Source organism: Limosilactobacillus fermentum (assembly GCF_013394085.1).
In the GTDB taxonomy this organism is placed as follows: domain Bacteria; phylum Bacillota; class Bacilli; order Lactobacillales; family Lactobacillaceae; genus Limosilactobacillus; species Limosilactobacillus fermentum.
In genome coordinates this window covers 1,698,818-1,722,931 of the sequence record NZ_CP040910.1, presented here as the reverse complement: position 1 = coordinate 1,722,931, position 24,114 = coordinate 1,698,818, and the positions used below count along the sequence as shown (strand labels likewise).

Here is a 24,114-nt window from a genome sequence, read left to right as displayed (position 1 = left end):
GAATCCCATTATACCCTAAAAGCTTAAATTTAAAAGTTAAATATTTAACTAAGATGTTAAACTTTATTGACATACCCCGCAAAACGGGTACAATATGACACATGCTTAAATCTTAACGCCAAATGTTTAAGTTTTACTTTGAGAGAATGGAGTGTTTCAATGGCCTACTTAGAATTAAAAGACATTCGTAAGTCTTACTTCCTCGGCAAGGAAGAGTTCCCGGTCCTAAAGGGGATTAACCTGCAGTTTGAGTTAGGGGAATTCGTCTCGATCCTCGGGGAATCCGGGGGTGGGAAGTCGACCTTGATGAACATCATCGGGGGGCTGGACCGCAAGTTTGACGGTGAAGTGATCATCAATGGTAACAAGCTTGATCACAGCCAAGAACAACGCATGGATCGTTACCGGCGCGACGAGATTGGTTACATTTACCAGTCTTACAACTTGATCAACCACTTAACGGTGACCGAAAACGTCCGCTTGTCCTTAGACATGACCACCCTGAGCGCCAAGGAAGCCACCGACCGGACGATGGACCTCTTGAAGCGGGTTGGCTTAAGTGAACACGCTAAGAAGTACCCGAGCCAATTGTCCGGGGGGCAAAAGCAGCGGGTGGCCATCGCCCGGGCCTTGGCCAGTGACCCGAAGATCATCATCGCCGACGAACCGACCGGGGCCCTGGACGCCGAAAACACCGAAGACGTCTTGAAGATCTTAGATGAGATCGCCGCCGAAGGACGCCTGGTGATCGCCGTTACCCACTCCCAGCACGTGGCCGATTCCGGGACCAGGATCGTCCACCTGGCCGAGGGGCAAATCGACGGTGACGAGCGCCTGCGCCCGGCCTACCCGGTCGACAAAAACAAGGGGCGCCTGACCTCAAAGCCCCTGTCCTTTGAGACCTCGCTTTCGACGGCCTACAAGCACTTCAAGTTCCACTTCGCCCGTAACCTCTTGATCGTGGCCGGCACGGCAATCGGCCTCTTTGCCGTGATCCTCTTCTCCGGGTTAGGTAACGGGGTCCAGGGCTACGTTAACAAGCAGGTTAACGACATGGTTAACCCCCGTTCGGTAATCGTCACCCAGTACGTGAAGGGAAGCGATGCATCCGGGGGTAGCGATTCTGGCGCCAGCCAGCAGTCGATGATGGCCGAACTCAGTAAGGGCGCTGCCACCTTTAAACAGTCCGACGTCCAAAAGATCAAGGACTTAAGTGACGTGACCGCCGTTCAAAAGATCTACACGGCCGCCAACGTCACGATCGCCGCGGGCAAGAAGAGCACCGTCGCCCAAACTTTAACTAACTGGAACAACTCCAGCACCAATTCTTCCATTAAGTACGGCCACAAGCCGGGCGCCGGCGAAGTGGTTCTGGACCAAAACACGGTCGCCAAAAAGCTGCAAAAGGGCAGTGGCAAGAGCCTGATCGGCAAGACGGTCACCCTTTCTTACACCGCCCAAAACAGCCAGGGGCAACCGGTAACCGTTAAGTTTACCGCCAAGGTCGCCGGAATCTCCAGCAGCTCGGTGGGGGCAACTTACGTCAACACCAAGACCCTGACTAAGGCGATGAAGGACCAAAGCGTTAAGCCAAACGCTAGCTCCTTGGCCGTGACGGCGAACACGATGGAAAACTCCAAGTCAGTTGCCAAGCAGATCAATAAGATCAAGACCAACCACAAGCGCGTCTTCACCGCTAACGCCGTTTCCTCAATGATCTCGCGGATTGAAACCTACATCAGCTTGATCACCAACATCTTGTCCGGGGTAGCCGGGATCTCACTGTTGGTTTCCGCTTTGATGATCATCGTAACTATGTACATGTCAGTGGCCGACCGGACCAAGGAAATTGGGATCCTGCGGGCGCTGGGGGAAAGCAAGAAGGACATTCGCCGGATGTTTATCGCCGAATCCTTGATCATCGGGATCTTCTCGGCGATCGTCGCCACCGTGATTGCCTTCGTGGCCCAAGCCGGGTTCAACGCCGCCCTGTCTAAGATCGCCACCTACGCCTTTATCCAAATCACCTTTGGCAACGTGGTTACGGTCTTCGTAATCGCCCTGATCATCTCCTTGTTAGCGGCTTGGCTGCCGGCCCGGCACGCCGCCGCCCTCAACCCAATTGACGCTCTGGCGGTCGATTAATAAATCCTTAACCTAATCTAAGTCCCTTAAATTGGCTCTTGAGCCGGTTTACGGGGCTTTTTTGGTTCTATCAGATAAAAGAGTGTGGAATGCGTAACAAACTAGAAAATAAGTGGGCATAATTCTACCCGTCGTCGTCATAGTTTCTCCCTTAATCTAGTTTAAAATGGTTCTTACAAAGTTAAGATAAAACAATTTAAAACGCGAGGTGACAACCATGTTTAAGAAATTTCTGATTACAATCGTTTCAATTTCATCGTCAGTAGCGGTTCTAATCGACGGTTACTTAATGTTCTTCAAACATGACCAAAGCCAGGAAACGGCTCAAAGTCAAGCCACCGCAGCGAGTGATACCGAATCGGAGAGCTCCACCACTACTTCATCATCATCAACTAGCAGTTCCAACTCGACCATGAAAGACGGGACCTACACCGGGAAGTCGACCAGCACCGAATGGGGCGACGTCCAGGTCAAAATCACCGTGGCCAGCGGCAAGATCACCCAGATCACGGTCTTAAAGCACCCGACTGGCGGGAAGTCTGACGAAACCAACTCCCGCTCCTTACCGACCTACAAGCAAGAAGCCCTGGCCGCCCAAAGCGCCAACATCAACCAAGTTTCCGGGGCGACCGAAACTTACAAGGGCTTCACTGGTTCCCTGCAAAGCACCTGGCCCCGCTCCTAGAGGACCCGCGCGTCGTCGGGGTCTGCTTAAACGGGGCCGGTGAGGCGTTCGCCGTCAATGACGCCGGGGCGCTGCTTGGCGGTCCCGACCGGGAAGACGGTGTCCAAGTGGCCCAATAAGATCGGTGGGGCGCTCGGCGCCGTTTCGTTTAGGTCGGCGACCAGGACGGGATTAGCGGTGGTGGACTGTTCACGAACGGCGGTGAGGCCGTGGCTGGTCAAGAAGTCTTCAACCAGGGTGAGGGTGGCGTCGACGCTGGCGGCATCGAGGGCGTTGGTGTCCTGGTTAATCAAGGCGGTGGACAGGCTAGCCTTAGCCGCCTGGTACTTGGCGGCCCGGTGCTGATTGAGGTCCTTTAAAAGGGTCGCTTGCCGCTTATTCATCAGTTTCGTGTAGGCGTTGGAATAGGCGTTGAGCTTGGCGGTATCCCGGTAGCTGATCCGGGCGAGGTTGTACTCGGTCAGGGAGAAGGCTCGTTTGGTGGTGACCCCAAAGCCGCTCAACTGGCCGGTCCCAACGCTGGTTTGGCCAAAGTCGTTGTGGTTGATGAACTCGGCCGACTTGACGAAACCGACGACCTTAAACTTGGTTTTAGCAAGGCCGGTGCCATCTTGCAGGGTGATCGTTTCGCCCAGGTGGTAGGTGCCCTTGAGGGTGTTATTTAAGGCGATTTCGGTGTCTGTCTTGGCCAGGCGCCCGGCCACCACTTTATACTGCGACAGGGAACCGGAATTGGAAAAGACCCGGATGCCGTTGGTGATGCCCTTAATCTTAGCATCGGTGAAGTAGCCGTAGTTGACGGTCTTGACCCGGGCTTGGTCGGCGATCGTCTTTTGGTCGGCCTGGTTTAACCCGTAGGCGGAGGTGACGGTCATGTCGGCCAGGTGGGTTTGGTTAAAGTAGTTCAGCCCGGTCTGGCGCATGTCCGGCCCGGTGATTTTGAGGCCGACAAAGGAGAAGGTCCCGAGCAATATTAACAAGACCAGGGCGATGAAACGGCCCGGCGACCGCCCGATCGATTACCAGGCGTCCTTATATAATATTTTCTTGCTCACGATCTTCACCTACCATTCCAAAGTGGCGATGTCTTGCGGGTGGTCCTGGTGGGTGATCTCCTTCACCCGGCCGTCGTGGATGTGGATGACCTGGTCGGCGATCGGAGCCAGGGCGGCGTTGTGGGTGACGATTAAGACGGTCGATCCCTGCTTTCTGCTCATGTCCTGGAGGATTTGCATAACGGCGCGGCCGGTTTCAAAGTCCAGCGCCCCGGTCGGCTCGTCACCGGACGGGAAGGTCTTGGTGTTGTTTATCACTTATATGTATGCCATTTTCTAAACCTCACTCTTTTAATTCGACATATGTTTATTTAACAGCCTTATTGTAGTATTCTTAAAAAAAGTGAACAAGCAACAAATTGAATAATGTGTTGAAATAAGGATAAAAAGATGACCGCCACCCGACAAACCAAAACTAAGGCCCGCCTCTACCAAGCCTTCATCGCCCTGCTAGAGGAGCGCGGCTTCAACCAGATCACGGTTAAGGAACTGTGTGACCGTGCCCAGATTAACCGGGGCACCTTTTATAACAATTATACTGACATTTACGACCTGGAAACATGGCTGGAGGGCCAATTGTTTGGCCAAATTCGCCAAATCCTGCGGGCCGATCCCGCCCACCACGCTCTGTCGCCGGACAGCATCCGTGCGGTGATCGATTACGTTAAGCAAAACCAGCAACTGGTGATGGCGATGGTGCACGGCGGCCTGGCAAACCGGATCGAAACGGTTCTCAAGCGGGAGTTAGTCTCGATCATGGAGGACTTTTTGCAAGCCGATTTTGAACGGGCCACCTTACTGCCGGCCAAGTACGGGCGGGCCGTGTTTGCCAGCGAGGTAAGCGCCGTGATCATGCTGTGGATCAACGACGGGATGGTGGAGTCGAGCGCCGACTTGGTGGGGATGCTGACGGTCCTGCGCGACCACCCGCTCAAAGATATCGTGGGGTGCGTGTATGACTAAGCTCGTCAGGGCGGTGCTGGTGTTAATCCTCTTAATGGCCACCATTGCCAACCTCAGGACCGACCTTAAACAAGGGCGCGGCGCCCTGTTAATCGTTTTGGCCGGCCTCGCCCTCGCCCCCCGGGTTTGGCGTTGGTTAAGCGGTCGGTCGGCCACCACCAAACGGAACCTGTGTTGGGGCCTGCTCGGCCTGACGGCGGTGATCGAACTGACCGTGCTACTGACCATGCCGACCAGCGTCTTTCATGACCCCTTCCGGGTGCGCTACCAGGCCAGCCTGTTAGCTAGCGGCCACTTCGACTGGGGGGCCAGCGACTACTTTTACCGCTACCCCAATAACGCCGTCAACGCCGTTCTCTTGGCCGGCCCGCTCTGGGTGGGGCGCTTAGTCGGGTTTAACGACGCCACTACGCTCGGGGCGCTGGGTTTTGTAATGACCAACGCCCTGATCCTCGCCTGTGCCCACCTAGCCAGCCGACTCGCCAAAGACAGGGCCGCCGCCATCTTAGTCGTCGCCTGGTTTTTGCTCAACTCGGTCACCTACACCAACTTCTTGCAGGTTCCTTACAGCGACCTGCCCAGCATCCTGGCTGTGGCGGTGATCCTGCTGGTTTGGCAGGCCCACCAAGAACGGCCCCACTGGGCGAAGTTACTCGTCCTCGGCGGGGCGGTCCTGGTCGGCCAGTTGATCAAGCCCAACCTGATCGTCTTGGCGCCGGCCGTTTTGTTAACCTGGTGCTTGGTCAAACCCCGCCGCCAGCTCCTGGCCCCGGTTACTACGGTTTTGGTTGCCTTGGCCCTAACGTTGCCGGTTAAACAAGCGCTCCTGACGGCGGGACACTACCAAGCAAACGACCGCTACCGCCTGCCGGCGACCTCTTGGATCTACATGTCCTACCTGCCGGCCACCGGGGGCCAGTACAACAGCCAGGTGGTGCAACAAGAGGAAACCTTGCCCAATTTGGCCACCCGCCAGCGGTTCGTTCAAAGCGCCCTAGTGAACCAGGTTAAGAAACTCGGGGTCGGCGGCCTCTTCCAGCAGTGGGGGACCAAGCTGGTTAACTTGACTGATGAGCGCCACGTGCCAATCGAGTACCGGGCCGGACCCCAGCGGGCACCGGCTTGGTACCTGGCCCACGCCAAGCTGGCCGGTGTCTTACAAAACTTCCTATTACAGGTCGGCTGGTTAACCCTCTTCGCCCTGACTTTGCGTAAGGTCATTTACCTGCGTTTAAACTCGGCGACCGCGGTCCTCTTGGCGGTCTGGGCGGTCGGCTTCGTGGCCTTCGAGGTCCTCTTGTGGGAAGTGGAGGACCGGTATGGCTTGGCCCTGCTCCCGTTCTTATTCGGGCTCGTCAGCCTGCCGACGGCGCCCCGCTTCAATGACGTTGGGGCACGACTGCCCTGGTTCTGGTGGCCGCTGGTCGGTCTCGTCGGGGCGCTGCTCCTGTTAACCAGCCTTCCCAAGCCTAATTCGATTACCGTCGCCACCCAGCAAAGCTCGCTATCGGTCCAGTACGGCGAACGGCCTTACCAACTCGCCCCTGGAGCCCAGCTGAGCCAGGCGGTGACGCTTCACCACGCCGCCAGCCGGGCCCAGGTTTGGCTGCCGCATAAGAGCCGGGCGACCGTGACCCTGCTGACGCCCGCCGGTCAGCGGCTGGCCCTCCACCGCCGCGGTGGGGTGGTGGCCTACCGCGGGAAGTTAGCCGCCGGCACCTACCGGCTCGTGGTGGCGAACCCAACGGCCCGCGCCCAGCCAGTTTGGGTAACTAGCTGGCCCCACGGCCGCCTAGCCCCGCACCCGCTGGTGGTTAACCACCACGCCACCGGGGGCCGGAGCCTGCGCTACTTATTTAGTACGGATTAAAAAAACGATCGCCCGGGCGGGACGGTCGTTTTATTTTGGTAGCGAACTCCTGGGGGTGAATATACAAAATAAAATGCATATAATCCGTGATTTGTGCTTATTTGACGGTTATTTTCCGAAAATCTTGCATTTTTATTTGATTTTCATGCAAAAGGAGTGTATCCTTAGTCACAATTAATCATTGAAAATAGAAAGCGAGGACGAGCTTATGGCCAAGGAAAAAGTTGTTTTAGCATACTCAGGGGGACTCGATACGTCGGTGGAAATCGCCTGGTTGAAAAACAAGGGGTACGACGTGATTGCCTGCTGCATTGACGTTGGTGAAGGCAAGGACCTGGAGGCCATCAAGGAAAAGGGGCTTAAGGTCGGCGCCGTTAAGTCGGTCGTCATCGACGCCAAGGAAGAATTCGCCAGCGAGTACTGCCTGCCCGCCCTGCAGGCCCATGCCATGTACGAAAATAAGTACCCCCTCGTTTCAGCGCTTTCGCGGCCGTTGATCGTCAAGAAGTTAGTGGAGGTGGCCAAGGAAAACGGCGCCACCGCGATTGCCCACGGTTGTACCGGGAAGGGGAACGACCAGGTGCGGTTTGAAGTCGGCATCCACGCCCTGGCGCCGGACATGAAGATCGAAGACCCGATCCGGGAAGTTCACTGGGCGCGGGAAGAAGAAATCGACTACGCCAAGGAAAACGGGATTCCAGTGCCGATTAACAAGCAAAGCCCGTACTCCATTGATGAAAACCTCTGGGGCCGGGCCAACGAATGCGGGATCCTGGAAGACCCGTGGGCGAGCGCCCCGGCCGACTCCTACGACCGGACGGTGGCCTTAGAAGACACCCCGGACACCCCCGACGTCATTGAACTGACCTTTGAACACGGGGTGCCAAGCGAATTAAACGGCGAGCAACTGAGCCTGGCCACTTTGATCATGACCCTGGACAAGCTGGCCGGTAAGCACGGGATCGGTCGGATCGACCACGTCGAAAACCGGCTGATCGGGATCAAGTCACGGGAAATCTACGAATGCCCAGCAGCCACGGTCCTCCTGGCCGCCCACAAGGATATCGAAGACATCACCCTGGAACGGTCGCTGGCCCACTTCAAGCCGGTGATCGAAAAGCAAATTGCCGACATGGTTTACAACGCCCAGTGGTTTACGCCGTTGATGACTGCCCTGCTGGCCTTCTTAAAGGAAAGCCAACAGGACGTCAACGGGACGGTGCGGGTCAAGCTCTTTAAGGGTAACGTCATTTGCGAAGGGCGGAAGTCACCAAACTCGCTGTACGACGAAAACCTGGCGACCTACACGGTGGCCGACTCCTTTGATTCCGAAGCCGCCGCTGGCTTCATCAAGCTGTACGGCTTGCCAACCCAGGTTTACGCCCAGGTCCACCAACAAGACCAAGCGCCAGCCCAAAAGAAGCCCGCGGCACCAACGAAGGACGAAGGGGCGCCGGACTTTATCTATCAAGTACAACACCAAGGGGTAACGAATTAATGGCAGTTAAGAGAATGTGGGGGGGTCGCTTTGAAGCGACCGGTGCCAAGTGGGTCGAAGAATTTGGGGCCTCGATCTCCTTTGACCAGCAGATGGCCGCAGAAGATTTAGAGGGTTCCTTGGCCCACGTGACGATGTTAAAGGAAACAAAGATCCTGCCGGCGGCCGACGCTGACCAGATCATTACGGGGCTCAAGAAGCTCCAGGACCAACTCGAAGCAGGGGAGCTTACGTTTACGGTTGAAAATGAAGACATCCACATGAACTTAGAGGCCCTCTTGACCGAGGAGATCGGACCGGTGGCCGGCAAGCTCCACACCGCCCGGAGCAGAAACGACCAGGTGGCCACCGACCTACACCTCTACGTCAAGCACCGCCTGCCCCACGTCATCCAGGCGATCAAGGACTTGCAAAAGGTATTGGTCGAAAAGGCGGCGGCCAACGTCGAAACGATCATGCCCGGCTACACCCACTTGCAACACGCCCAACCGATCTCTTACGGCCACTACCTGATGGCCTACTTCCAGATGCTTCAGCGTGACGTCGAACGGTTTGAGTTTAACCAACAGCACACCGATCTAATGCCGTTGGGGGCGGCCGCCTTGGCCGGGACGACCTTCCCGATCGACCGGGAACTGACCGCCAAGCTCTTGGACTTTCAGGCGCCCTACGTTAATTCCTTAGACGCCGTTTCCGACCGGGATTTTGTCCTCGAATTCCTGGCCAACGCCGCCATTTTGATGACCCACCTGTCCCGGCTGTGCGAAGAGATCATCATGTGGTGTTCCTATGAATTTGGCTACCTAGAGCTGTCCGACCAGTACTCAACCGGTAGCTCGATCATGCCGCAAAAGAAGAACCCGGACATGGCCGAACTGGTCCGGGGCAAGACCGGCCGGGTCAACGGCCACCTTTTGGGGCTCTTGACCACCATCAAGGGCCTGCCGCTGGCCTACAACAAGGACTTGCAAGAGGACAAGGAAGGGCTCTTTGATGCCGTTAAGACGATCATGCCGAGCCTGAAGGTGGTGGCCGGGATGCTTGAAACCGCCCACGTCAACAAGGAGAAGATGGCGCAGGCCACGGAGCGCGACTTCTCCAACGCCACCGAGCTGGCCGATTACCTGGCCACCAAGGGGATTCCCTTCCGTCAGGCCCACGCCATCGTTGGCCAACTGGTCTTAGAGGGGCTCAAGACCGGCACGACCCTGCAGGAAATCCCGCTGGTCAAGTACCAAGAGATCGACCCGGCGATCGGCGAAGACGTTTACCACGACCTCCAATCTAAGGTGGCCGTCGAGCGGCGGAACTCGCTGGGCGGGACCGGGTTTGACCAGGTCAAAGCCCAGATTGAAGCCGCCAAGCAACTACTTTCTAAATGATTAATTGAAAAAAGCAGTGGACCATGACCCGAGACGGCCATGGTCCACTGCTTTTAGTTTTCGGATGAGTAGCCCACGGCCTGCCAATGGTTGGTCCGCACTTCCGATAACGTGCTCCCCAACCACGGGCCTAGTGGCTAAGTCTGGCCACAGAACACCGCTGGCGCGCTAACCTGTGTCCTATCCTTAGCCCAACGGCCCGTCGAGGAGGTTGGGTCGCACTCAAATTCTCCCAATCACCCTTGCCGGAATTCCCCCGACGATCGTGTTGGCGGCCACGTCCTTAGTGACCACCGCCCCGGCCGCCACAATTGCGTTTTCGCCAATCGTGACCCCGGGGGTAATGGTGGCGTTAGCACCGACCCAGGCCCGCCGCTTGATCACGATCGGGGCGAGGTCTAAGTGACGGAGCTCAGCCGGGTTGCGCCGGTGGTTGACCGTCGCCAGGGTCACGTTAGGTCCGATTAGGGCGTCGTCTTCTAGGGTAATTGTCCCCAGGTCGGTGAACATGCAGTTTGAGTTAATGAAGACCCGTTTGCCCAGGTGAATCCGGACCCCGCAGTCGGTGTAAAAGGGCAAGCGGATTTCGGTGCTCTCGTCAACCGGGCGCCCGGTGATCTGGCTGACCAGTTCGCGCACCGCGGCGGCATCGTGGACCTGGGTGTTAAGTTTTTGGACCAGCAGCTGATTTTGCTGGATCCGTTCCTCCAGCTGGGCGTATTCTGGCGTGTTTAGATCAAGTTTCTCTACTATTGTCGTGACCTCCGTTTCGTTTGCGCTTATTATAGAAGAAAAGGGCCGGTGACGGAAATAATTTCCCGGGAAATAGCCGGCGGAGAGAGGGATTCGAATGGCAAAACAGATTAACGTGGTAGCGGCGGTGGTCATTGACGGGGCCAAGCTGCTGGCGGGGCGCCGGGAAGGGGGCCGCTTGGGCGAAGGCTTTTGGGAGTTGCCGGGGGGCAAGCTCAAACCCGGTGAAGATCCCCGCCAGGCCCTGATGCGCGAATTAAAAGAGGAGCTGGGGACCGCATCCTATATCGGTGAACGGGTTTTACCAACCGTCGTTCACACCTACGATTGGGGCGAGGTCCACATGCAGGTCTTTTACGCTGGTTTAAAAGGCAACGCCCTGACCGCGGTCGCTCACGATGCCTTCCGGTGGGGGACCCCGCAAGAATTAGCGGACCTCAACTGGCTGGGGGCCGCCAAGCCGGTCATCGCCAAGCTCCAAGGTGTGGACCTGACCAAGGTGGTCTTCCCGGCCGCCGGGACGGTCTACACCCACACTGTTCAGTACTACGAGACCGACCGGATGGGGATCACCCACCACTCCAACTACGTCCGCTGGATGGAGGAGGCCCGGACCCACTTCCTAGCGGCGATCGGCTGGGATTACGCCAAGATTGAAGCGGCCGGGATCATCTCACCGGTCGTTTCGGTCAACTGCCGCTACAAGCGCTCGACCACCTTTAGCGACCAGGTGGTAATCACCACCAAGATTGCCGCCCTCGACCGGGTGCGCTTGACCCTGTCCTACCGAATGGAGTGTCACGATCAGCTGGTGTGCGAGGGGACTTCGGAGCACTGCTTTACCAACCAGGACGGCAAGCTCTTGCGGCTCAACCGCGACCTGCCGGACTTTTACCAGGCCCTACAAGAGGCCAGCCAGGTAAAATGAATCAACTTTGCCTCAGGTTAAGCATTTCCCATTTGCAGCTACCCCTTATATAATTTAAGTAATACTACTAAAGGGGGAAACACCATGAAAATTGTCATTTTAACTGGGAGCCCGCACCACCCGGGAACGTCCGAACAGCTGGCCGATGCCTTTGAAAAGGCGGTCCGGGAAAACGGCCACCAAGTTTAGCTTTGACGCCGGGCGCCGGGCCAGTGAGTTCAGTCTCCTGCAGCTGGAGGACGAGTGCCCGGGGATGGAAGTCGCCGTCCGCCCGGATGACGTGGTGGAAAACGAGGTCCTGCCCAAGCTGATCGAGGCCGACCTGGTGTTTTGGTAACCTCCCTGTACTACTACGGGATTAACGCCGCCTTGAAGGCCGTCATCGACCGCTTTTACGCCTACAACCACGAGTTGCACGGCGGCAAGCAGGCCGTCACCCTGATTTCCGGGTACGGCGATGACAGCGCCTTTGCCTCCATGAAGCTGTACTTCAAGCAGCTGCTGGACTACATGCGCTGGCAACCGGCCGGCACGGTCCTGGCTAGTGATTCCTGGAACGGGCGTCAGCTGGCCAAGCACGTCCAGGAAGCGGCTGAGCTGGGACACCAATTTGAGGAGTGGGTACCCACCACTGGCCGACCGTTGTTAGCGACGGGGTTAGAGTGGGGGCCCACTCTTTTTTGGACTAAACCAATTATGGAAACGGTAATGAAAGCGCCGCCTCGGCAAAGAAGATTTAAATAACGGCGGTTAGTTAATTAATGAAATAATATTATCTAGTTGATTCTAATAAAAATCTAATTTAGCGGCGGCGAAACATTGACTAATCCCGGTGAGATTGATAAAATGAGTTAAACTTTTCTTATTATTCTAATTAAGATCTAATTGTCAACGGGAGGAAAAACCAGTGAGTTTTTGGAAAACCATTACGCGGAAGGAAGATCCGCACGTATACGCTAATAAGGACGCCCACCTGGTCCGATCATTACGGGTGCGCGACTTCTTAGCCTTGGGGGTAGGGACGATCGTGTCGACCTCCATCTTTACTCTTCCTGGGGAAGTGGCTGCCATTCACACCGGTCCATCAGTGGCGATCTCCTTTGTGGTCGCTGCCGTCGTGGCCGGCCTGGTGGCCTTTGCCTACGCTGAAATGGCGGCGGCGATGCCATTCGCCGGGTCCGCTTATTCATGGATTAACGTTGTCTTCGGGGAATTTTTCGGATGGATTGCCGGCTGGGCCCTGTTAGCCGAGTACTTCATCGCCCTGGCCTTCGTTGGGTCGGGGCTGTCGGCCAATCTGCGGGGGCTTTTGGCGCCAATGGGGATCACCCTGCCGAACTCCTTATCCAACGCCTTTGGGACTGACGGTGGGGTCGTCGACATCATCTCCGTGGTCGTGATTGCCGTGGCCGCCGTCCTGATTGCGATGGGGGCTTCGCAAGCCGCTCGGGTCGAAAACGTACTGGTGGTTTTAAAGGTCTTCGCGATTCTCTTGTTCATCGTCGTCGGCCTCTTTGCCATCAAGGCCGCTAACTTCCACCCCTTCATCCCCAAGTACCACGAAACGGCTAACGGGCCGTTCGGGGGCTGGCAAGGGATTTACGCCGGGGTTTCGATGATCTTCTTATCCTACATCGGGTTTGACTCGATCGCCGCCAACTCTGCCGAAGCCGTTAACCCGCAAAAGACGATGCCGCGCGGGATCTTAGGGTCCTTGGCGATCGCCGTGGTTCTGTTCGTGGCCGTTAGTTTGGTCCTGATCGGGATGCTGCCGTACCAAAAGTACGCCAACTCCGCCGAACCAGTTGGGTTAGCACTGCGGGCCGCCGGTCACGGTGGGGTCGCCACCGTTGTTCAAACGATCGCCGTAGTTGGGATGTTCACCGCCCTGATCGGGATGAGCATGGCTGGCTCCCGGCTGATCTACTCCTTCGGGCGTGACGGAATGTTGCCGAAATGGCTTGGTCAATTGGACGAGCACCAACGGCCAAACCGCGCCCTGTGGACCTTGACGATCATCGCCATCGTAATCGGGGCCGTCTTCCCGTTCGCCTTCTTATCCCAACTGATTTCTGCCGGAACCTTAATTGCCTTCATGTTCGTTTCCCTGGGGATTTACGCCTTGCGGCCGCGGGAAGGGAAGGATATTCCGAACCCCGCCTTCAAGATGCCGTTTTACCCGGTCATGCCGGCCTTAGGTTTCATCGCTGCCCTCTTCGTGTTCATGGGCTTAGACATTCAAGCAAAGCTCTACGCTGGGGCATGGTTTGTTTTAGGATTAGTCATTTACTTCGCATACGGGATGAGTCACTCATTCCTGGCCAAGAAGGGAGACACTGATCATGGAGGAGAAAAAAAGTAACCAGCAGATGCTCGCTGCCGAAGAAGAGGCCTTTTCCTCGGCGGCCCGAATTAAGTATTATGACATTGTGATTGATAAAGGGCGGGGCGCCATTATTACCGACGTGGAAGGCCACGACTACATTGACCTCTTGGCCAGTGCTAGCTCTACCAATACCGGCCACGCCCACCCCAAGGTCGTCAAGGCCATCGCCGACCAGGCGGCCAGGCTGATCCAATATACCCCCGCTTACTTTGCGAACTCCCAGGCCGCCCGCTTAGCCCCGCGCCTGGCGGCGTTGGCACCGATCAGCGGGCCGGTAGAGGTCGCCTGGGGTAACTCGGGGTCCGACGCCAACGACGCGATCATTAAGTTTGTCCGCGCCGCCACCGGGCGCCAATACATCGTTTCCTTCACCGGGGCCTATCACGGCTCCACGTACGGCTCGATGACGATCTCAAGCGTCACCTTAAACATGAGCCGTAAGATGGGCCCGCTCTTGCCCGGCGTGGTGAAGGTGCCCTTCCCGAGCCCGTGGGACAAGTTAGCCGGTGAAAGCGACGACCAGTTTGTCGACCGGATGTACAAGGCCTTTTTGCAACCCTTTGAAACCTACCTGCCGGCCGAAGAAGTCGCGGCGATCGTGATTGAACCAATCCAGGGGGACGGCGGGATCATCAAGGTTCCCCAGGCCTACATGGAAAGGATCTATGCCTTTGCCAAGCAAAACGGGATCCTCTTTGCCATTGACGAGGTCAACCAGGGGATGGGGCGGACCGGAAAGTGGTGGTCAATTCAACACTTCCCGGGCATCGAACCGGACCTGATGTCGGTCGGTAAGTCGCTGGCCTCGGGGATGCCACTGAGCGCCGTGGTCGGCAGAAAAGAGATCATGGAAGCGCTCGGCCCGGCGGCCAATGTCTACACGACCGCCGGTAACCCGGTGACGGCCGCCTCCGCCAACGCCACCCTCGACGTGATCGAAGAAGAACACCTGGTGGAACGCTCGGCGAAGCTAGGGCAAAAGGCCAAGGACTTCTTTGACCAGGAACAAGCCAAGTACGACTTCGTTGGCGACGCCCGCTTGTACGGGCTCAACGGTGGGATTAGCATCGTCGACCCGGCCACTGGTAAGGGCGACGTTGAAGCCACCACCAAGCTGATGTACCGGATCTTTGAACTCGGGGCGATTATCATTAGCCTGCGCGGGAACATCCTCCGTTTCCAACCGCCGCTGGTTATCACCGAAGAACAATTAGACAAAGCCTTTGCCATCATCGACCAGGCCTTTGCCGAACTGGCCGCTGGCAAACTAAGCCTCCCCTCCAACGCAGAAGAGCTGGGTTGGGAATAATTAGGGAGTGGGAAATAACCTCCAAAGCAGGTCGTATGACTAAGCTAGGGCGAACGGTTGGTGCGAAACGCACCGTTTTCGCCCGTACTTAGAACACTAGACCTGCGGTTATTTTCCACGTTATCTGTCTAACATTCAGACATACAGTAAGAGACTAGGAAAGCCCTGTTTTCCCAGTCTCTTTTCTTTTTGTATAATGTTGGAAGTGCGGACCAACCATAGGCAGGCCGTGGGGTAAGGATAGGGCACAGGTTAGCGCGGTACGCGGTGTTCTGTGGCCAGACTTAGCCACTAGGCCTGCGGTTGGTGAGCACGTTATTAGTGTAACCGACGAAGATACAATAGCATTTAAGAGGAGGAATCGCTATGGATACTTATATCGTGGCCATCGTCTTAATTGTGGCGGTGATGGTCTACAAGCTGGTGAACGAAACGGTCACCCGGGTTACCAAGGAACGGACCAAGCGGGTAAAAGAAGAACGCAAGATACTGGAACTAAGGGTGGAACTGGAACGGCTGAAGCACCAACCGCCGGTGGATGAACCGGCAGCGCCCCTACAAGAGGTCGAGCAAGGAAAAGACCAGCGGGATGGTGACCAAACTCAGGAGGGTTGAAACGCTCATCACGACCGTGGCCGGGCGGGCATCGCCCTTAGCTTGCAGGGTGAAGAGAACCACTAACCCGGCGACCGGGCAGGCGGCTAAGATGACGGTGGTCATCAGCGGCACCCCGGTCAAGCCGAGGCACTTTAAGATCACGATCGTCAGGGCCGGGAAGACCAGGTTACGCAACAAGATCGTCGCCCCTAAAACTGGTGGGACTTTCAGGTCGGCACGGCGCATACCGGCTAAGTTGGAGCCGATGATGATCATCGATAGCGGGGTGAAGGCGGCGCTGGCGTAGTCAAGAAAGGACGTCAGCATGCTGGGGACCGGAATTTGAACGGTGAAGATCACAATCCCCAAGGCGATGGCAATTAAGTTGGGGTTGGCCAGGACCCGCTTGAGCCGGGTTAGCGGGGCGGCGGACTGTTTTTTAAACATTGCCACCCCGTGGGTCCAAGTGAAGGCGTTGAAACCGACCATCGAAACGACCCCGTAAAAGACCCCGGTGCTGCCAAAGAGGGCCTGGGCCAGCGGGATTCCCATGAAGCCGTTGTTTGAATAGATCGACCCGTACGTGGCGATCCGCCGCAGGTTAGCGTCTTTAACCTTAGCAAAGGCCAGTTTGGCCAGTAGGATCGTGACCAGGTAGGTGATCACCACCCCGACCAGGGTCAGGCAAAAGATCTTCAGCCGGGTGACGGAAAAGGGCGCCAAGAAGGCCTTGATGATCACGAGCGGGCTTAAAAAGTAGAGGACCAAATTAGTGAGGTCGTTGATCGTGGTCGGGCTTAGAAAACCCAGCTGGCGGGCGAGGGCCCCCAGTAGCATCAACAAAAAAATCACGGCAATTTGGCTGGCGAGTTGGGATAAGCACATGGGAAAACACCTTTCGTAGCATTAATGTTACTATTATAGGGGTGCCGACGGTTAAAAATAAACTAACAAATAGTAAGTCATAATATTTGGTACCGCTTTGAAATTCTGGTAAACTTAGCTTAAGAATTTATCAAGGAGGCCTTTAACATGGCAGTAGCAGAAACCACTGACGCAACTTTTGAACAAGACACGAACTCCGGGGTCGTTTTAACCGACTTCTGGGCAACCTGGTGTGGCCCGTGCCGGATGCAATCCCCAATCGTGGAAACCGTCGCCGATGACATGGCCGGCCAAGTGACCGTCAACAAGCTCGACGTCGACGCTAACCCACAAACGGCGGCCGCCTTTGGCGTGATGAGCATCCCGACCCTGCTGATCAAAAAGGACGGCCAAGTTGTCGACAAGCTGATCGGTTTGCACACCAAGGACCAGATTGAAGACACGCTGAAGAAGTACTTGTAAAAAGGAGTGCGACCAACCGAAAAGCAGGCCGTATGGCTAAGCTAGACCTGCAGTTGGGAGCATGTTGTAAAAGGGGAGTGTAGCCAGGCGCCACGCTCCCCTTTTTAGGTTTATAATGAAGGCGCAATCAAGAATTTAATGGGGGTGGCTTAAATGGAACTTTATGACTACATTTTGCTCGGAACTGGTCCGGCCGGCTACAAGCTAGCTAAGGGCTTGGCTGGCGATAACCACCGAATTCTGGCGGTCGAACCCAACTTGTTTGGCGGGACCTGCCCCAATGTGGGGTGCGAGCCCAAGATCTTTTTGGAGGGGGCCGTTCGCGCCGCCTTGGCCACCACCAATCTAGTGGGTAAGGGGATTGATCAGGCGGCCACCGTCGATTGGGCTACCTTGATGAAGACCAAGAAGGCCCGCTTTGACTCTTGGCCCAGCGAAACCAAGGCGATCTACGAACAGTTGCCGGGGGTGACCGTTAAGGTGGGCGCCGGCCGGTTTACCGGGCCGCACACGGTTGCCGTGGGGGACGAGAAATTCGCCGGCGACCAGATTGTGATCGCCACCGGGGCCCGTCCGCACCGGCTGGATTTCCCGGGCAGCGAGCTAACCCACGATTCCACCGACGTCTTGTCCCTGGACCAGTTGCCGGCCACCACGACGATCATCGGCGGCGGCTACGTGGCCATGGAGTTGGCCACCCTGTTAGCGGCGGCTGGTAGCCAGGTGACCCTACTGATCCGCGGCGACCGGGTGCTGAAAAACTTCGCCCAGGGAAACGTGCGGCGGCTAGTCAAGGAAATGACGGGGCGGGGGATCCGCTTTGCCTTCAACACCAGCCCCGCTGAACTCAAGCCACAAGATGGGCGCCTTACTTTAATTACTAACAATGGCAACGCCCTGACGACCGACTATGTCATCGACGCCACCGGACGGATCCCCAACGTCGAAGCGCTGAACCTGGCGGCGGCCGGGATCGAATACGACCGCCACGGGATCGCGGTCGACGAAAACCTCCAGACCAGCTTTGCCGGCGTCTACGCGGTGGGCGACGTGGTTAACCGGCCGTGGCCCAAGCTAACCCCGGTTGCTGAGCGCCAAGCCGACTACCTGCTAACCCGCTTTGGCCACGATGACCCAACGGCGCCCTTCAACCTACCGGTGGTGGCCAGCGCCGTCTTTTCTTACCCGACCCTAGCCCAGGCCGGGGTCAACCCCGATGAAGCAACGGCTGGCCAGCACGTTGAAGAATTTGATTGGGGCGGTAGTAGCCTTTACGCCGGGCAAAACGAGCACCCGCACTACATCTGCGTTTACGACAACCAGGACCGCCTGGTCGGGATCAGTGCCCTGGGGGCGGGGGCGGCCGATGATGTCAACGCCGTCCTGCCCGCGATTGGCTTGGGGCTGTCACGGGCCCAGTGGCAAGCGGCCATGATCGAGGCCTACCCAACGACCGGGGATAAGGTGGCGGCGTTGCTGAAATAAGGAAGTGCGGACCAACCTACTCGACAGGTCGTATGGCTAAGCTAGGATGGGGGGCGATGCGGTACGCATCGTTCTCCGTCCGTACTTAGCCACTAGACCTGTGGTTGGGAGCACGTTATCGTAAGTGCGACCAACCGTTAGGTAAAATAGGGAGAGCCTGAGAGAAAATCCGATTTTCTCCCAGGCTCCTTTTTGGGGACAGGACAAATCCGCAAATTTGCGTAATAAAAAGGAGTGTGACCCAACCTATCAAGCAGGCCGTTGGGCTAAGCTAGGGTAAAGTTTAGCGCGGAACGCGGTGTTATTTGACCGTACTTAGCCACTATGTCTGCGGTTGGGGAGCACGTTATCTTGCGCAAATCTAAATATTTGTCGTGTGTCGTTTGGTGACCGGTTAAAAAAAGTAAACACCCCCGCAAGGAGCGGAGGTGTTTAACAGAGTCGATTGATCTTTTAATTATTATAGCATGATAGCGGTTACGTTAAAACCTTAAATCAAAAGAAATTAGGGCTGGAATCCGGGCCCTAAACCACGTACAATGGTCGTTGATTGTTTTAAAAAGATGGGAGGAGTTATTGATGACCAAGTACCGGCTGCAGGCCGTTTTATTTGTGATGGTGGCCTTTATGCTAGGCTGCAACGAGTACATGATCGTGGGGGTCTTGCCAGACATTAAGGGTGAATTTGGCACCCCACTGGCCACCTTAGGTTATTTGGTGACCGTTTTTGCCGGGGTGTACGCCCTGTTGACGCCGGTCTTGACCACCATAGCGAGCCGTTTTCGCCGCTATGACATCTTATTGGTTTACATGGCCATCTTCTTGGTCGGCAACACCTGGACGGCGCTGGCCGGGGGTTTTTGGTCACTGCTCTTGTCGCGGATTTTGACGGCGAGCGTGTCCGGGGCGATCATCTCCCTAGTTTTAATCTTAGCGGCCCAACTGGCCCCGCGCGAGAAGCGGGCCGGGCTAGTTTCCTGGGTCTTTGCTGGCTTTTCGATCGCCTCGATCATCGGGATTCCGATCGGCACGATGATCAGCACCACCTTTTCTTGGCACGATTCCTTTTGGATGGTGACCGGGATCGCCACCCTGGTTTTGATCGGCTTGGCGCTTTTGGTGCCACGCGAAGACACCGCCACCAAGGGGAGTCTCTTGGCCCAGTTTAGCCTTTTGAAGGACGCCCGGATCCTATTAGGGGTCGGGTTGGTCGTGAGCGTCTGCGCCGGCCAATACACCTTTTACACCTACATCCGGCCGCTGTTGTCAACGATGATGGGCTTTTCGATCAGTACCCTGAACTGGATCTTGCTGGGGATGGGGGTCGCCTTTATCATCGGCAACAAGTTTGGCGGTTACCTAGCCGACATGGGCGGGATCAAGCAACTGCCCCACATCTACTTTATGATGACTTGCTTGTTATTGATGATGGCGCCGCTCTTCCACTTTCCGTGGTTGGACGTTTTGGCCATCGCCCTGATTTGCGTGGCTATCGCTTGTTATGGGGCGTCCACCCAGCTGATGTTTTTAGACATCGCCGAAAGGGACTACCCGCAGTCTTTGGAGCTGGCTTCGTCTTTAAACTCGATCTTTGCTAACATCGGGATTTCCCTGGGATCCTTTACGGCGGCCGAAACGGTGGGCTTCTTAGGCCTGACCCACGTCGGTAACGTCGGGGCGGTCTACGGGGTGTTGGCGGTCCTGGCCGCCTTATTCTTACGCCGGCGCTACCAGAGCGCACAATACTAACAATAAAGGGCTACGCCAACTCGGCGCAGCCCTTTTTGATTGGTTAGTATTTACTTAGCCCACGGCCTGCTTTACGGTTGAGTCGCACTTCCAATAACGTGCTCCTCAACCGCAGGCCTAGTGGCTAAGTCTGGCCACAGAATACCGCCGAGGGCGCTAACCTGTGTCCTATCCTTAGCCCACGGCCTGCTTTACGGTTGAGTCGCACTTCTTACAATAGGTTTAATACCGTGTTAATCCCGGCGTAAGCCATGAAGATAACGACCAGCCAGCCGGTCCAAGTCAACCAAGCGGGGTGGTGGTAGCCTGCCCCCATGATCTTGATCTTGCGGGAGGCCACCAGCAGGATCCCTAAGGCGATTGGTAAGATGAAACCGTTGATCGCCCCAACGACCACCAGGACGGTAGCCGGTTGGCCGACAAAGCAGAAGATCAACGTCGCAAAGGCAATGAAGCCGATCGTGATCGCCATCTTGTAGTGGCGGTTGTGGTCGGTGTTTTCGTTTTTACGGCTGGTGTAGTCCAAGAACGAGATCGAGGTAAAGGTTGAACCGATCACCGAGGACATCCCGGCCGCAAAGAGTAAGAGGCCAAAGAACTTGTAGCCAAAGGTACCGGCCGCGACCTTAAAGATCGTGGCGGCGGGGTTGGCGGCGTCTAGGGTGCCACCACCTAAGACCACGGCTAACCCGGTCAAGAAGAGGACGATCCGGATCACGGAGGCTAACCCGATTCCGGACAGGGCGCCGAGGTTGACGGCACCGAGGTCTTTGGTCCCCTGGGCGCCCCCTTCTAAGAGCCGGTGCCCCCCGGCAAAGGAGATGTACCCCCCGACGGTCCCGCCGACAATCGTCAGGATCGAGTAGAAGTTAACCTTGGTCGGCATAAAGGTGTGGCTAACGGCCGTCCCGTACGGGATCTTCATGATCGCCAGCGTGTACAAGAGGACCAAGACGGCGATGACCGCCAGCACCTGGACGGTCCGGTCGACGGCCTTCAGGGCGTTTTTCATCACTAAGATCAAGACGGCGGCGACGGCCGAAATTACGGCGCCCCAAATGGTCGGGATCCCAAACAAGACGTTGAGCCCCAGGCCGGCCCCGGCGACGTTTCCGATGTTGAAAAAGAGCCCCCCGATCGCCACGAGCAGGGATAAGAAGTAGCCCAGGCCGGGGAAGACGTCGTTAGCGATCATTTGGGCCCGCTTTCCGGAGACGATGATGACGCGCCAGATGTTGAGCTGGACGATGACGTCGACGATGATACACATCAGGATGGCGAAACCGAAGTTAGCCCCTTCCCGTTGGGTAAAGGTAGCGGTTTGGGTTAAAAAGCCGGGCCCCACGGCCGACATGGCCATTAAAAAGGCGCCCCCAATCGCGGCGTTGCGAACGGTACGGCGGTGATCAGTCGTTTCTTGCATCGGCAGTTCCTCCTAACATGCTTGAATGGTAATTCCGTTGGCGGTAAAGGTTTGGCGTAGCTGGTCCACCAGGGCTAAGGCGGCCTGGTTGTCACCGTGCACGCAGATGGTGTCGACTTTGAGCGGCACCGTTTCCCCAGTCACGGCGGTTACCGACTGGGTTTGGACCATCGAAAGGGCCCGCTCGGCCACGGCCAGCGGGTCGGTCAAGACGGCGTTGGGTTGGCTACGGGGCACTAGGGAACCATCTGCCTGGTAGCCCCGGTCGGCAAAGACCTCCGAATAAGCGGGGAGGCCGACTTCCTTGGCGGCCACCAGGAGTTGGCTGCCTGCCAGGCCATAGAGGGGCAGTTGGTCGTCAACTTGGGCGACCCCCTCGCAGATGGCCCGGGCCAGGGCTAAGTCCTTAGCGGCGGCGTTGTACAGGGCGCCGTGGGGTTTAACGTGGTGGAGGCGGTGGTCTTTGGTAAAGCCCATTAAGGCGCTGACTTGGTAGGTCACCATGTTTTTGACCTCGGCGGGCGCCATGTCTAACTTGCGGCGGCCAAAGCCCCCCAGGTCAGGGAAGCCGGGGTGGGCGCCGATCGCGACCCCCTTGGTCTCGGCCAGGGCGACGGTCTGGGCCATCACGTCGGGGTCGCCGGCGTGGAAACCGCAGGCGACGTTGGCGGCCGTGATCAGGTCCAGCACCTGGTCGTCGTTACCAATCGTGTAGCGGCCGAAGCTTTCACCCAGGTCGCTGTTTAAATCAATCCTCGTCATCTTGCTCCTCCTTTTGGTTCGGGTTCATTTGGTCGTCTAACCAGTTAACGGTGGTGGTCAGGCGCTGGAAGGCCGGCGCCTGTAAGATCTCAATCAAGAGGTCTAAGTTGGTCTTGATGCCGTCGATCACCGTTTCGTCGATCACCGCTTGCATCTGTTGCAGGGCCCGTTGCCGCCGTTCACCGTAGACGATCAGCTTGGCGATCATCCCGTCGTAGTTACTCGGTACCGTGTAGCCCTGGTAAAGGGCGGTGTCGACCCGGACGCCCGGCCCTCCCGGTAGGTGCAGGGCGGTGATCTTACCCGGTGTTAGGGCGTTGACCCGGCACTCGATGGCGTAACCAACCGAGGCGGGGCGCTCCGCTTTTAACTGGGCCCCGGCGGCCACCAGGAACTGGCTTTCGACCAGGTCCACCCTGGTGGTCAGCTCGGTAATGGGGTGTTCGACCTGGATCCGGGTGTTCATTTCCATGAAGTAATAGGAACCGTCCTCGTTGTACAAGAACTCGATCGTCCCTAAGCCTTCGTACTTGAGCTGGGCGGCGGCCTGTTCGCTTTGGGCCAGCATGGCTTCGCGAACCGGGGCCGGTAAGACGGCGGCCGGCGCCTCTTCAATCACCTTCTGGTGGCGGGCCTGGATCGTGCAGTCCCGTTCACCCAGGGCCAGGGCGTTACCGTACTGGTCACCAATCACCTGGACTTCAATGTGGCGCGGGTGGGCCAGGTACTGTTCTAAGTACATCTGGTCGTCGTTAAAGGAGGCCCGGGCCTCGTCCTGGGCGACGGCGAACTTGGCCTCCATTTCCTCGGCGTTACGGATGATCCGCATCCCCTTGCCCCCACCCCCGGCGGCGGCCTTGAGCATCACCGGGTAGCCAACCTCTTCGGCCTGGGCCAGGGCGGTTGCTAAGTCGTGGAGGGGCTCTTGGCTCCCCTTGACCAGGGGTAAGCCGGCCCGGCGCATCGTCAGGCGGGCGGCCTCCTTGTCACCAAGCAGGGCGATCGTTTCCGGGCTTGGTCCGATGAAGGTCAGATCGTTGTCCTGGCAGGCGCGGGCAAAGGCGACGCTCTCCGATAGGAAGCCAAAGCCGGGGTGGACGGCGTCGGCCCCGGTGACTAAGGCGGCCCCAATCAGGGCGCTGATGTTTAAATAACTCTTCTCGGCGCTCCCCGGCCCGATGCAGACGGCCTCATCGGCTAACTTGACGTGGAGGGCCTTGGCGTCGGTCGTCGAATAAACCGCCACCGTGGCCAGGCCCAGCACCCGGCAGGTCCGGATGATCCGGACGGCGATTTCGCCCCGGTTAGCGATCAAGACCTTGTGGAAGGGCCAGCGGGAGCGGGAATTATTTGATTTGAATAAGCGGTTGGCCATACTCAACCCCCTCCTCGTTATTGACTAGGACGGCCGCCACCGTTCCCTCGACGTCGGCCACCACGTCGGTAAAGGCCTTCATCGCCTCGATCACGCCGACGACTTGGCCGACCTTGACGGTGTCGCCAACGGAAACAAAGGGCGGGTCCTGGGGTGACTTAGCGGTGTAAAAGACGCCGACGGTCGGGGCGTCGATCGTGGTACCACTGGCTTCGAGGTGCGGCGCCCGGACTGGCGGGGCTGCGTGGGGAGCCGGTGCGCTAACTGCCGGGGTGACCGGTGCCGGGGCCTCTTTTTTGAGGGTGATCTTCTGGTCGCCGGTTTGGTAGGTTAGCTCGCTTAGGTGGTACTTATCCAAGAGCTTGCTTAGGGCGTCTAGGGTTGGTTCATCGATGTTCATGG

23 protein-coding genes and 2 pseudogenes are annotated in these 24,114 nt (G+C 57.2%); 17 read left to right on the top strand and 8 right to left on the bottom strand.

The genetic code is table 11. The annotated features are described in order from the left end of the window. The first annotated feature begins 159 nt into the window (after positions 1-159). Together FG166_RS08715 and FG166_RS08710 are read left to right on the top strand one after the other, a co-directional pair. Complete coding sequence (locus tag FG166_RS08715) at positions 160-2,145, top strand: ABC transporter ATP-binding protein/permease (RefSeq protein WP_003681331.1); 1,986 nt, start codon at positions 160-162, stop codon at positions 2,143-2,145. A gap of 217 nt (positions 2,146-2,362) precedes the next feature. Next, positions 2,363-2,830, top strand: coding sequence for an FMN-binding protein (locus FG166_RS08710; RefSeq protein WP_003681333.1), 468 nt, complete (start codon positions 2,363-2,365; stop codon positions 2,828-2,830). 26 nt (positions 2,831-2,856) lie between these two features. Here FG166_RS08710 and FG166_RS08705 read toward each other — a convergent pair whose 3' ends face one another. Further along, on the bottom strand, positions 2,857-3,810 hold the full coding sequence (locus tag FG166_RS08705) for a zinc-binding metallopeptidase family protein (RefSeq protein WP_003681335.1): 954 nt from the start codon (positions 3,808-3,810) through the stop codon (positions 2,857-2,859). Between the two features lie 84 nt (positions 3,811-3,894). Further along, positions 3,895-4,110 (bottom strand): annotated as a pseudogene (locus FG166_RS08700) (ABC transporter); the annotation flags it as partial. A gap of 165 nt (positions 4,111-4,275) precedes the next feature. Here FG166_RS08700 and FG166_RS08695 point away from each other — a divergent pair. From FG166_RS08695 to argH, 4 genes are all read left to right on the top strand, one after another. Further along, positions 4,276-4,848: a TetR/AcrR family transcriptional regulator gene (locus tag FG166_RS08695; RefSeq protein ID WP_003681339.1), complete on the top strand. Its 573-nt coding sequence runs from the start codon at positions 4,276-4,278 to the stop codon at positions 4,846-4,848. Next, on the top strand, positions 4,841-6,718 hold the full coding sequence (locus tag FG166_RS08690; RefSeq protein WP_003681341.1) for a hypothetical protein: 1,878 nt from the start codon (positions 4,841-4,843) through the stop codon (positions 6,716-6,718). The genes FG166_RS08695 and FG166_RS08690 overlap by 8 nt, the downstream gene beginning before the upstream one ends. Positions 6,719-6,926: 208 nt before the next feature. Further along, the gene (locus FG166_RS08685) at positions 6,927-8,216 is read left to right on the top strand and encodes an argininosuccinate synthase (RefSeq protein WP_035430702.1); all 1,290 of its coding nucleotides are present in this window, start codon (positions 6,927-6,929) and stop codon (positions 8,214-8,216) included. After that, positions 8,216-9,598: an argininosuccinate lyase gene (gene argH, locus FG166_RS08680; protein ID WP_003681344.1), complete on the top strand. Its 1,383-nt coding sequence runs from the start codon at positions 8,216-8,218 to the stop codon at positions 9,596-9,598. The genes FG166_RS08685 and argH overlap by 1 nt, the downstream gene beginning before the upstream one ends. Before the next feature lie 222 nt (positions 9,599-9,820). On the opposite strand, the gene FG166_RS08675 is transcribed toward argH, so the two are convergent. Beyond that, complete coding sequence (locus tag FG166_RS08675; RefSeq protein WP_035430738.1) at positions 9,821-10,351, bottom strand: DapH/DapD/GlmU-related protein; 531 nt, start codon at positions 10,349-10,351, stop codon at positions 9,821-9,823. 97 nt (positions 10,352-10,448) lie between these two features. On the opposite strand from FG166_RS08675, the pseudogene FG166_RS09690 reads away from it, so the two are divergent. The 8 genes and pseudogenes from FG166_RS09690 to FG166_RS08650 form a co-directional block, all read left to right on the top strand. After that, positions 10,449-10,763: pseudogene (locus FG166_RS09690) on the top strand ((deoxy)nucleoside triphosphate pyrophosphohydrolase); the annotation flags it as partial. 87 nt (positions 10,764-10,850) lie between these two features. Further along, the gene (locus tag FG166_RS09685; RefSeq protein WP_031265496.1) at positions 10,851-11,279 is read left to right on the top strand and encodes an acyl-CoA thioesterase; all 429 of its coding nucleotides are present in this window, start codon (positions 10,851-10,853) and stop codon (positions 11,277-11,279) included. 84 nt (positions 11,280-11,363) lie between these two features. Then, the gene (locus FG166_RS09815) at positions 11,364-11,468 is read left to right on the top strand and encodes an NAD(P)H-dependent oxidoreductase (protein WP_021350099.1); all 105 of its coding nucleotides are present in this window, start codon (positions 11,364-11,366) and stop codon (positions 11,466-11,468) included. Next, positions 11,425-11,616: a hypothetical protein gene (locus FG166_RS09810; protein ID WP_003681351.1), complete on the top strand. Its 192-nt coding sequence runs from the start codon at positions 11,425-11,427 to the stop codon at positions 11,614-11,616. Before FG166_RS09815 ends, FG166_RS09810 begins: the two co-directional genes overlap by 44 nt. Further along, positions 11,610-12,023, top strand: coding sequence for a flavodoxin family protein (locus FG166_RS09805; protein ID WP_003681352.1), 414 nt, complete (start codon positions 11,610-11,612; stop codon positions 12,021-12,023). The genes FG166_RS09810 and FG166_RS09805 overlap by 7 nt, the downstream gene beginning before the upstream one ends. Positions 12,024-12,186: 163 nt before the next feature. Continuing rightward, complete coding sequence (locus FG166_RS08660) at positions 12,187-13,641, top strand: APC family permease (protein WP_003681354.1); 1,455 nt, start codon at positions 12,187-12,189, stop codon at positions 13,639-13,641. Beyond that, positions 13,622-14,974, top strand: coding sequence for an aspartate aminotransferase family protein (locus tag FG166_RS08655; protein WP_003681355.1), 1,353 nt, complete (start codon positions 13,622-13,624; stop codon positions 14,972-14,974). Before FG166_RS08660 ends, FG166_RS08655 begins: the two co-directional genes overlap by 20 nt. Positions 14,975-15,340: 366 nt before the next feature. After that, on the top strand, positions 15,341-15,589 hold the full coding sequence (locus tag FG166_RS08650; protein ID WP_003681357.1) for a hypothetical protein: 249 nt from the start codon (positions 15,341-15,343) through the stop codon (positions 15,587-15,589). On the opposite strand, the gene FG166_RS08645 is transcribed toward FG166_RS08650, so the two are convergent. After that, on the bottom strand, positions 15,530-16,456 hold the full coding sequence (locus FG166_RS08645) for an AEC family transporter (protein ID WP_003681359.1): 927 nt from the start codon (positions 16,454-16,456) through the stop codon (positions 15,530-15,532). The two genes, FG166_RS08650 and FG166_RS08645, sit on opposite strands and share 60 nt — an antisense overlap. 147 nt (positions 16,457-16,603) lie before the next feature. On the opposite strand from FG166_RS08645, the gene trxA reads away from it, so the two are divergent. From trxA to FG166_RS08630, 3 genes are all read left to right on the top strand, one after another. Continuing rightward, entirely contained in the window at positions 16,604-16,918 is a 315-nt protein-coding gene (gene trxA, locus FG166_RS08640; RefSeq protein WP_003681362.1) for a thioredoxin, read from the top strand. 153 nt (positions 16,919-17,071) lie between these two features. Further along, a complete protein-coding gene (locus tag FG166_RS08635) occupies positions 17,072-18,403 on the top strand; it encodes a dihydrolipoyl dehydrogenase family protein (protein WP_003681363.1) in 1,332 nt (443 codons plus the stop codon). Positions 18,404-18,982: 579 nt separating this feature from the next. Beyond that, the gene (locus tag FG166_RS08630) at positions 18,983-20,152 is read left to right on the top strand and encodes an MFS transporter (RefSeq protein ID WP_003681364.1); all 1,170 of its coding nucleotides are present in this window, start codon (positions 18,983-18,985) and stop codon (positions 20,150-20,152) included. Positions 20,153-20,363: 211 nt separating this feature from the next. Here the strand turns inward: FG166_RS08630 and FG166_RS08625 are convergent, their stop codons facing one another. From FG166_RS08625 to FG166_RS08610, 4 genes are read right to left on the bottom strand one after another with little or no spacing between them, the layout of a single operon-like run. After that, positions 20,364-21,575: an NRAMP family divalent metal transporter gene (locus tag FG166_RS08625; RefSeq protein WP_003681365.1), complete on the bottom strand. Its 1,212-nt coding sequence runs from the start codon at positions 21,573-21,575 to the stop codon at positions 20,364-20,366. A gap of 12 nt (positions 21,576-21,587) precedes the next feature. Beyond that, positions 21,588-22,337 carry a LamB/YcsF family protein gene (locus FG166_RS08620; RefSeq protein ID WP_003681366.1) on the bottom strand — a complete coding sequence of 250 codons (750 nt, stop codon included), beginning with the start codon at positions 22,335-22,337 and terminating at the stop codon, positions 21,588-21,590. Beyond that, entirely contained in the window at positions 22,324-23,712 is a 1,389-nt protein-coding gene (locus tag FG166_RS08615) for an acetyl-CoA carboxylase biotin carboxylase subunit (RefSeq protein WP_003681367.1), read from the bottom strand. The genes FG166_RS08620 and FG166_RS08615 overlap by 14 nt, the downstream gene beginning before the upstream one ends. Continuing rightward, on the bottom strand, positions 23,684-24,112 hold the full coding sequence (locus FG166_RS08610) for an acetyl-CoA carboxylase biotin carboxyl carrier protein (protein ID WP_003681368.1): 429 nt from the start codon (positions 24,110-24,112) through the stop codon (positions 23,684-23,686). Before FG166_RS08610 ends, FG166_RS08615 begins: the two co-directional genes overlap by 29 nt. Between the last annotated feature and the right edge of the window lie 2 nt (positions 24,113-24,114).

Bases quoted from the DNA above. Each gene is read 5' to 3' on its own strand.
- FG166_RS08645 (WP_003681359.1), bottom strand. From the start codon at position 16,456: ATGTGCTTATCCCAACTCGCCAGCCAAATTGCCGTGATTTTTTTGTTG.
- FG166_RS08625 (WP_003681365.1), bottom strand. From the start codon at position 21,575: ATGCAAGAAACGACTGATCACCGCCGTACCGTTCGCAACGCCGCGATT.
- FG166_RS09810 (WP_003681351.1), top strand. From the start codon at position 11,425: ATGCCTTTGAAAAGGCGGTCCGGGAAAACGGCCACCAAGTTTAGCTTT.
- FG166_RS08710 (WP_003681333.1), top strand. From the start codon at position 2,363: ATGTTTAAGAAATTTCTGATTACAATCGTTTCAATTTCATCGTCAGTA.
- argH (WP_003681344.1), top strand. From the start codon at position 8,216: ATGGCAGTTAAGAGAATGTGGGGGGGTCGCTTTGAAGCGACCGGTGCC.
- FG166_RS08650 (WP_003681357.1), top strand. From the start codon at position 15,341: ATGGATACTTATATCGTGGCCATCGTCTTAATTGTGGCGGTGATGGTC.
- FG166_RS08695 (WP_003681339.1), top strand. From the start codon at position 4,276: ATGACCGCCACCCGACAAACCAAAACTAAGGCCCGCCTCTACCAAGCC.
- FG166_RS08690 (WP_003681341.1), top strand. From the start codon at position 4,841: ATGACTAAGCTCGTCAGGGCGGTGCTGGTGTTAATCCTCTTAATGGCC.
- FG166_RS08615 (WP_003681367.1), bottom strand. From the start codon at position 23,712: ATGGCCAACCGCTTATTCAAATCAAATAATTCCCGCTCCCGCTGGCCC.
- FG166_RS08685 (WP_035430702.1), top strand. From the start codon at position 6,927: ATGGCCAAGGAAAAAGTTGTTTTAGCATACTCAGGGGGACTCGATACG.
- FG166_RS09815 (WP_021350099.1), top strand. From the start codon at position 11,364: ATGAAAATTGTCATTTTAACTGGGAGCCCGCACCACCCGGGAACGTCC.
- FG166_RS08620 (WP_003681366.1), bottom strand. From the start codon at position 22,337: ATGACGAGGATTGATTTAAACAGCGACCTGGGTGAAAGCTTCGGCCGC.
- FG166_RS08635 (WP_003681363.1), top strand. From the start codon at position 17,072: ATGGAACTTTATGACTACATTTTGCTCGGAACTGGTCCGGCCGGCTAC.
- FG166_RS08715 (WP_003681331.1), top strand. From the start codon at position 160: ATGGCCTACTTAGAATTAAAAGACATTCGTAAGTCTTACTTCCTCGGC.
- FG166_RS08610 (WP_003681368.1), bottom strand. From the start codon at position 24,112: ATGAACATCGATGAACCAACCCTAGACGCCCTAAGCAAGCTCTTGGAT.
- FG166_RS08630 (WP_003681364.1), top strand. From the start codon at position 18,983: ATGACCAAGTACCGGCTGCAGGCCGTTTTATTTGTGATGGTGGCCTTT.
- trxA (WP_003681362.1), top strand. From the start codon at position 16,604: ATGGCAGTAGCAGAAACCACTGACGCAACTTTTGAACAAGACACGAAC.
- FG166_RS08655 (WP_003681355.1), top strand. From the start codon at position 13,622: ATGGAGGAGAAAAAAAGTAACCAGCAGATGCTCGCTGCCGAAGAAGAG.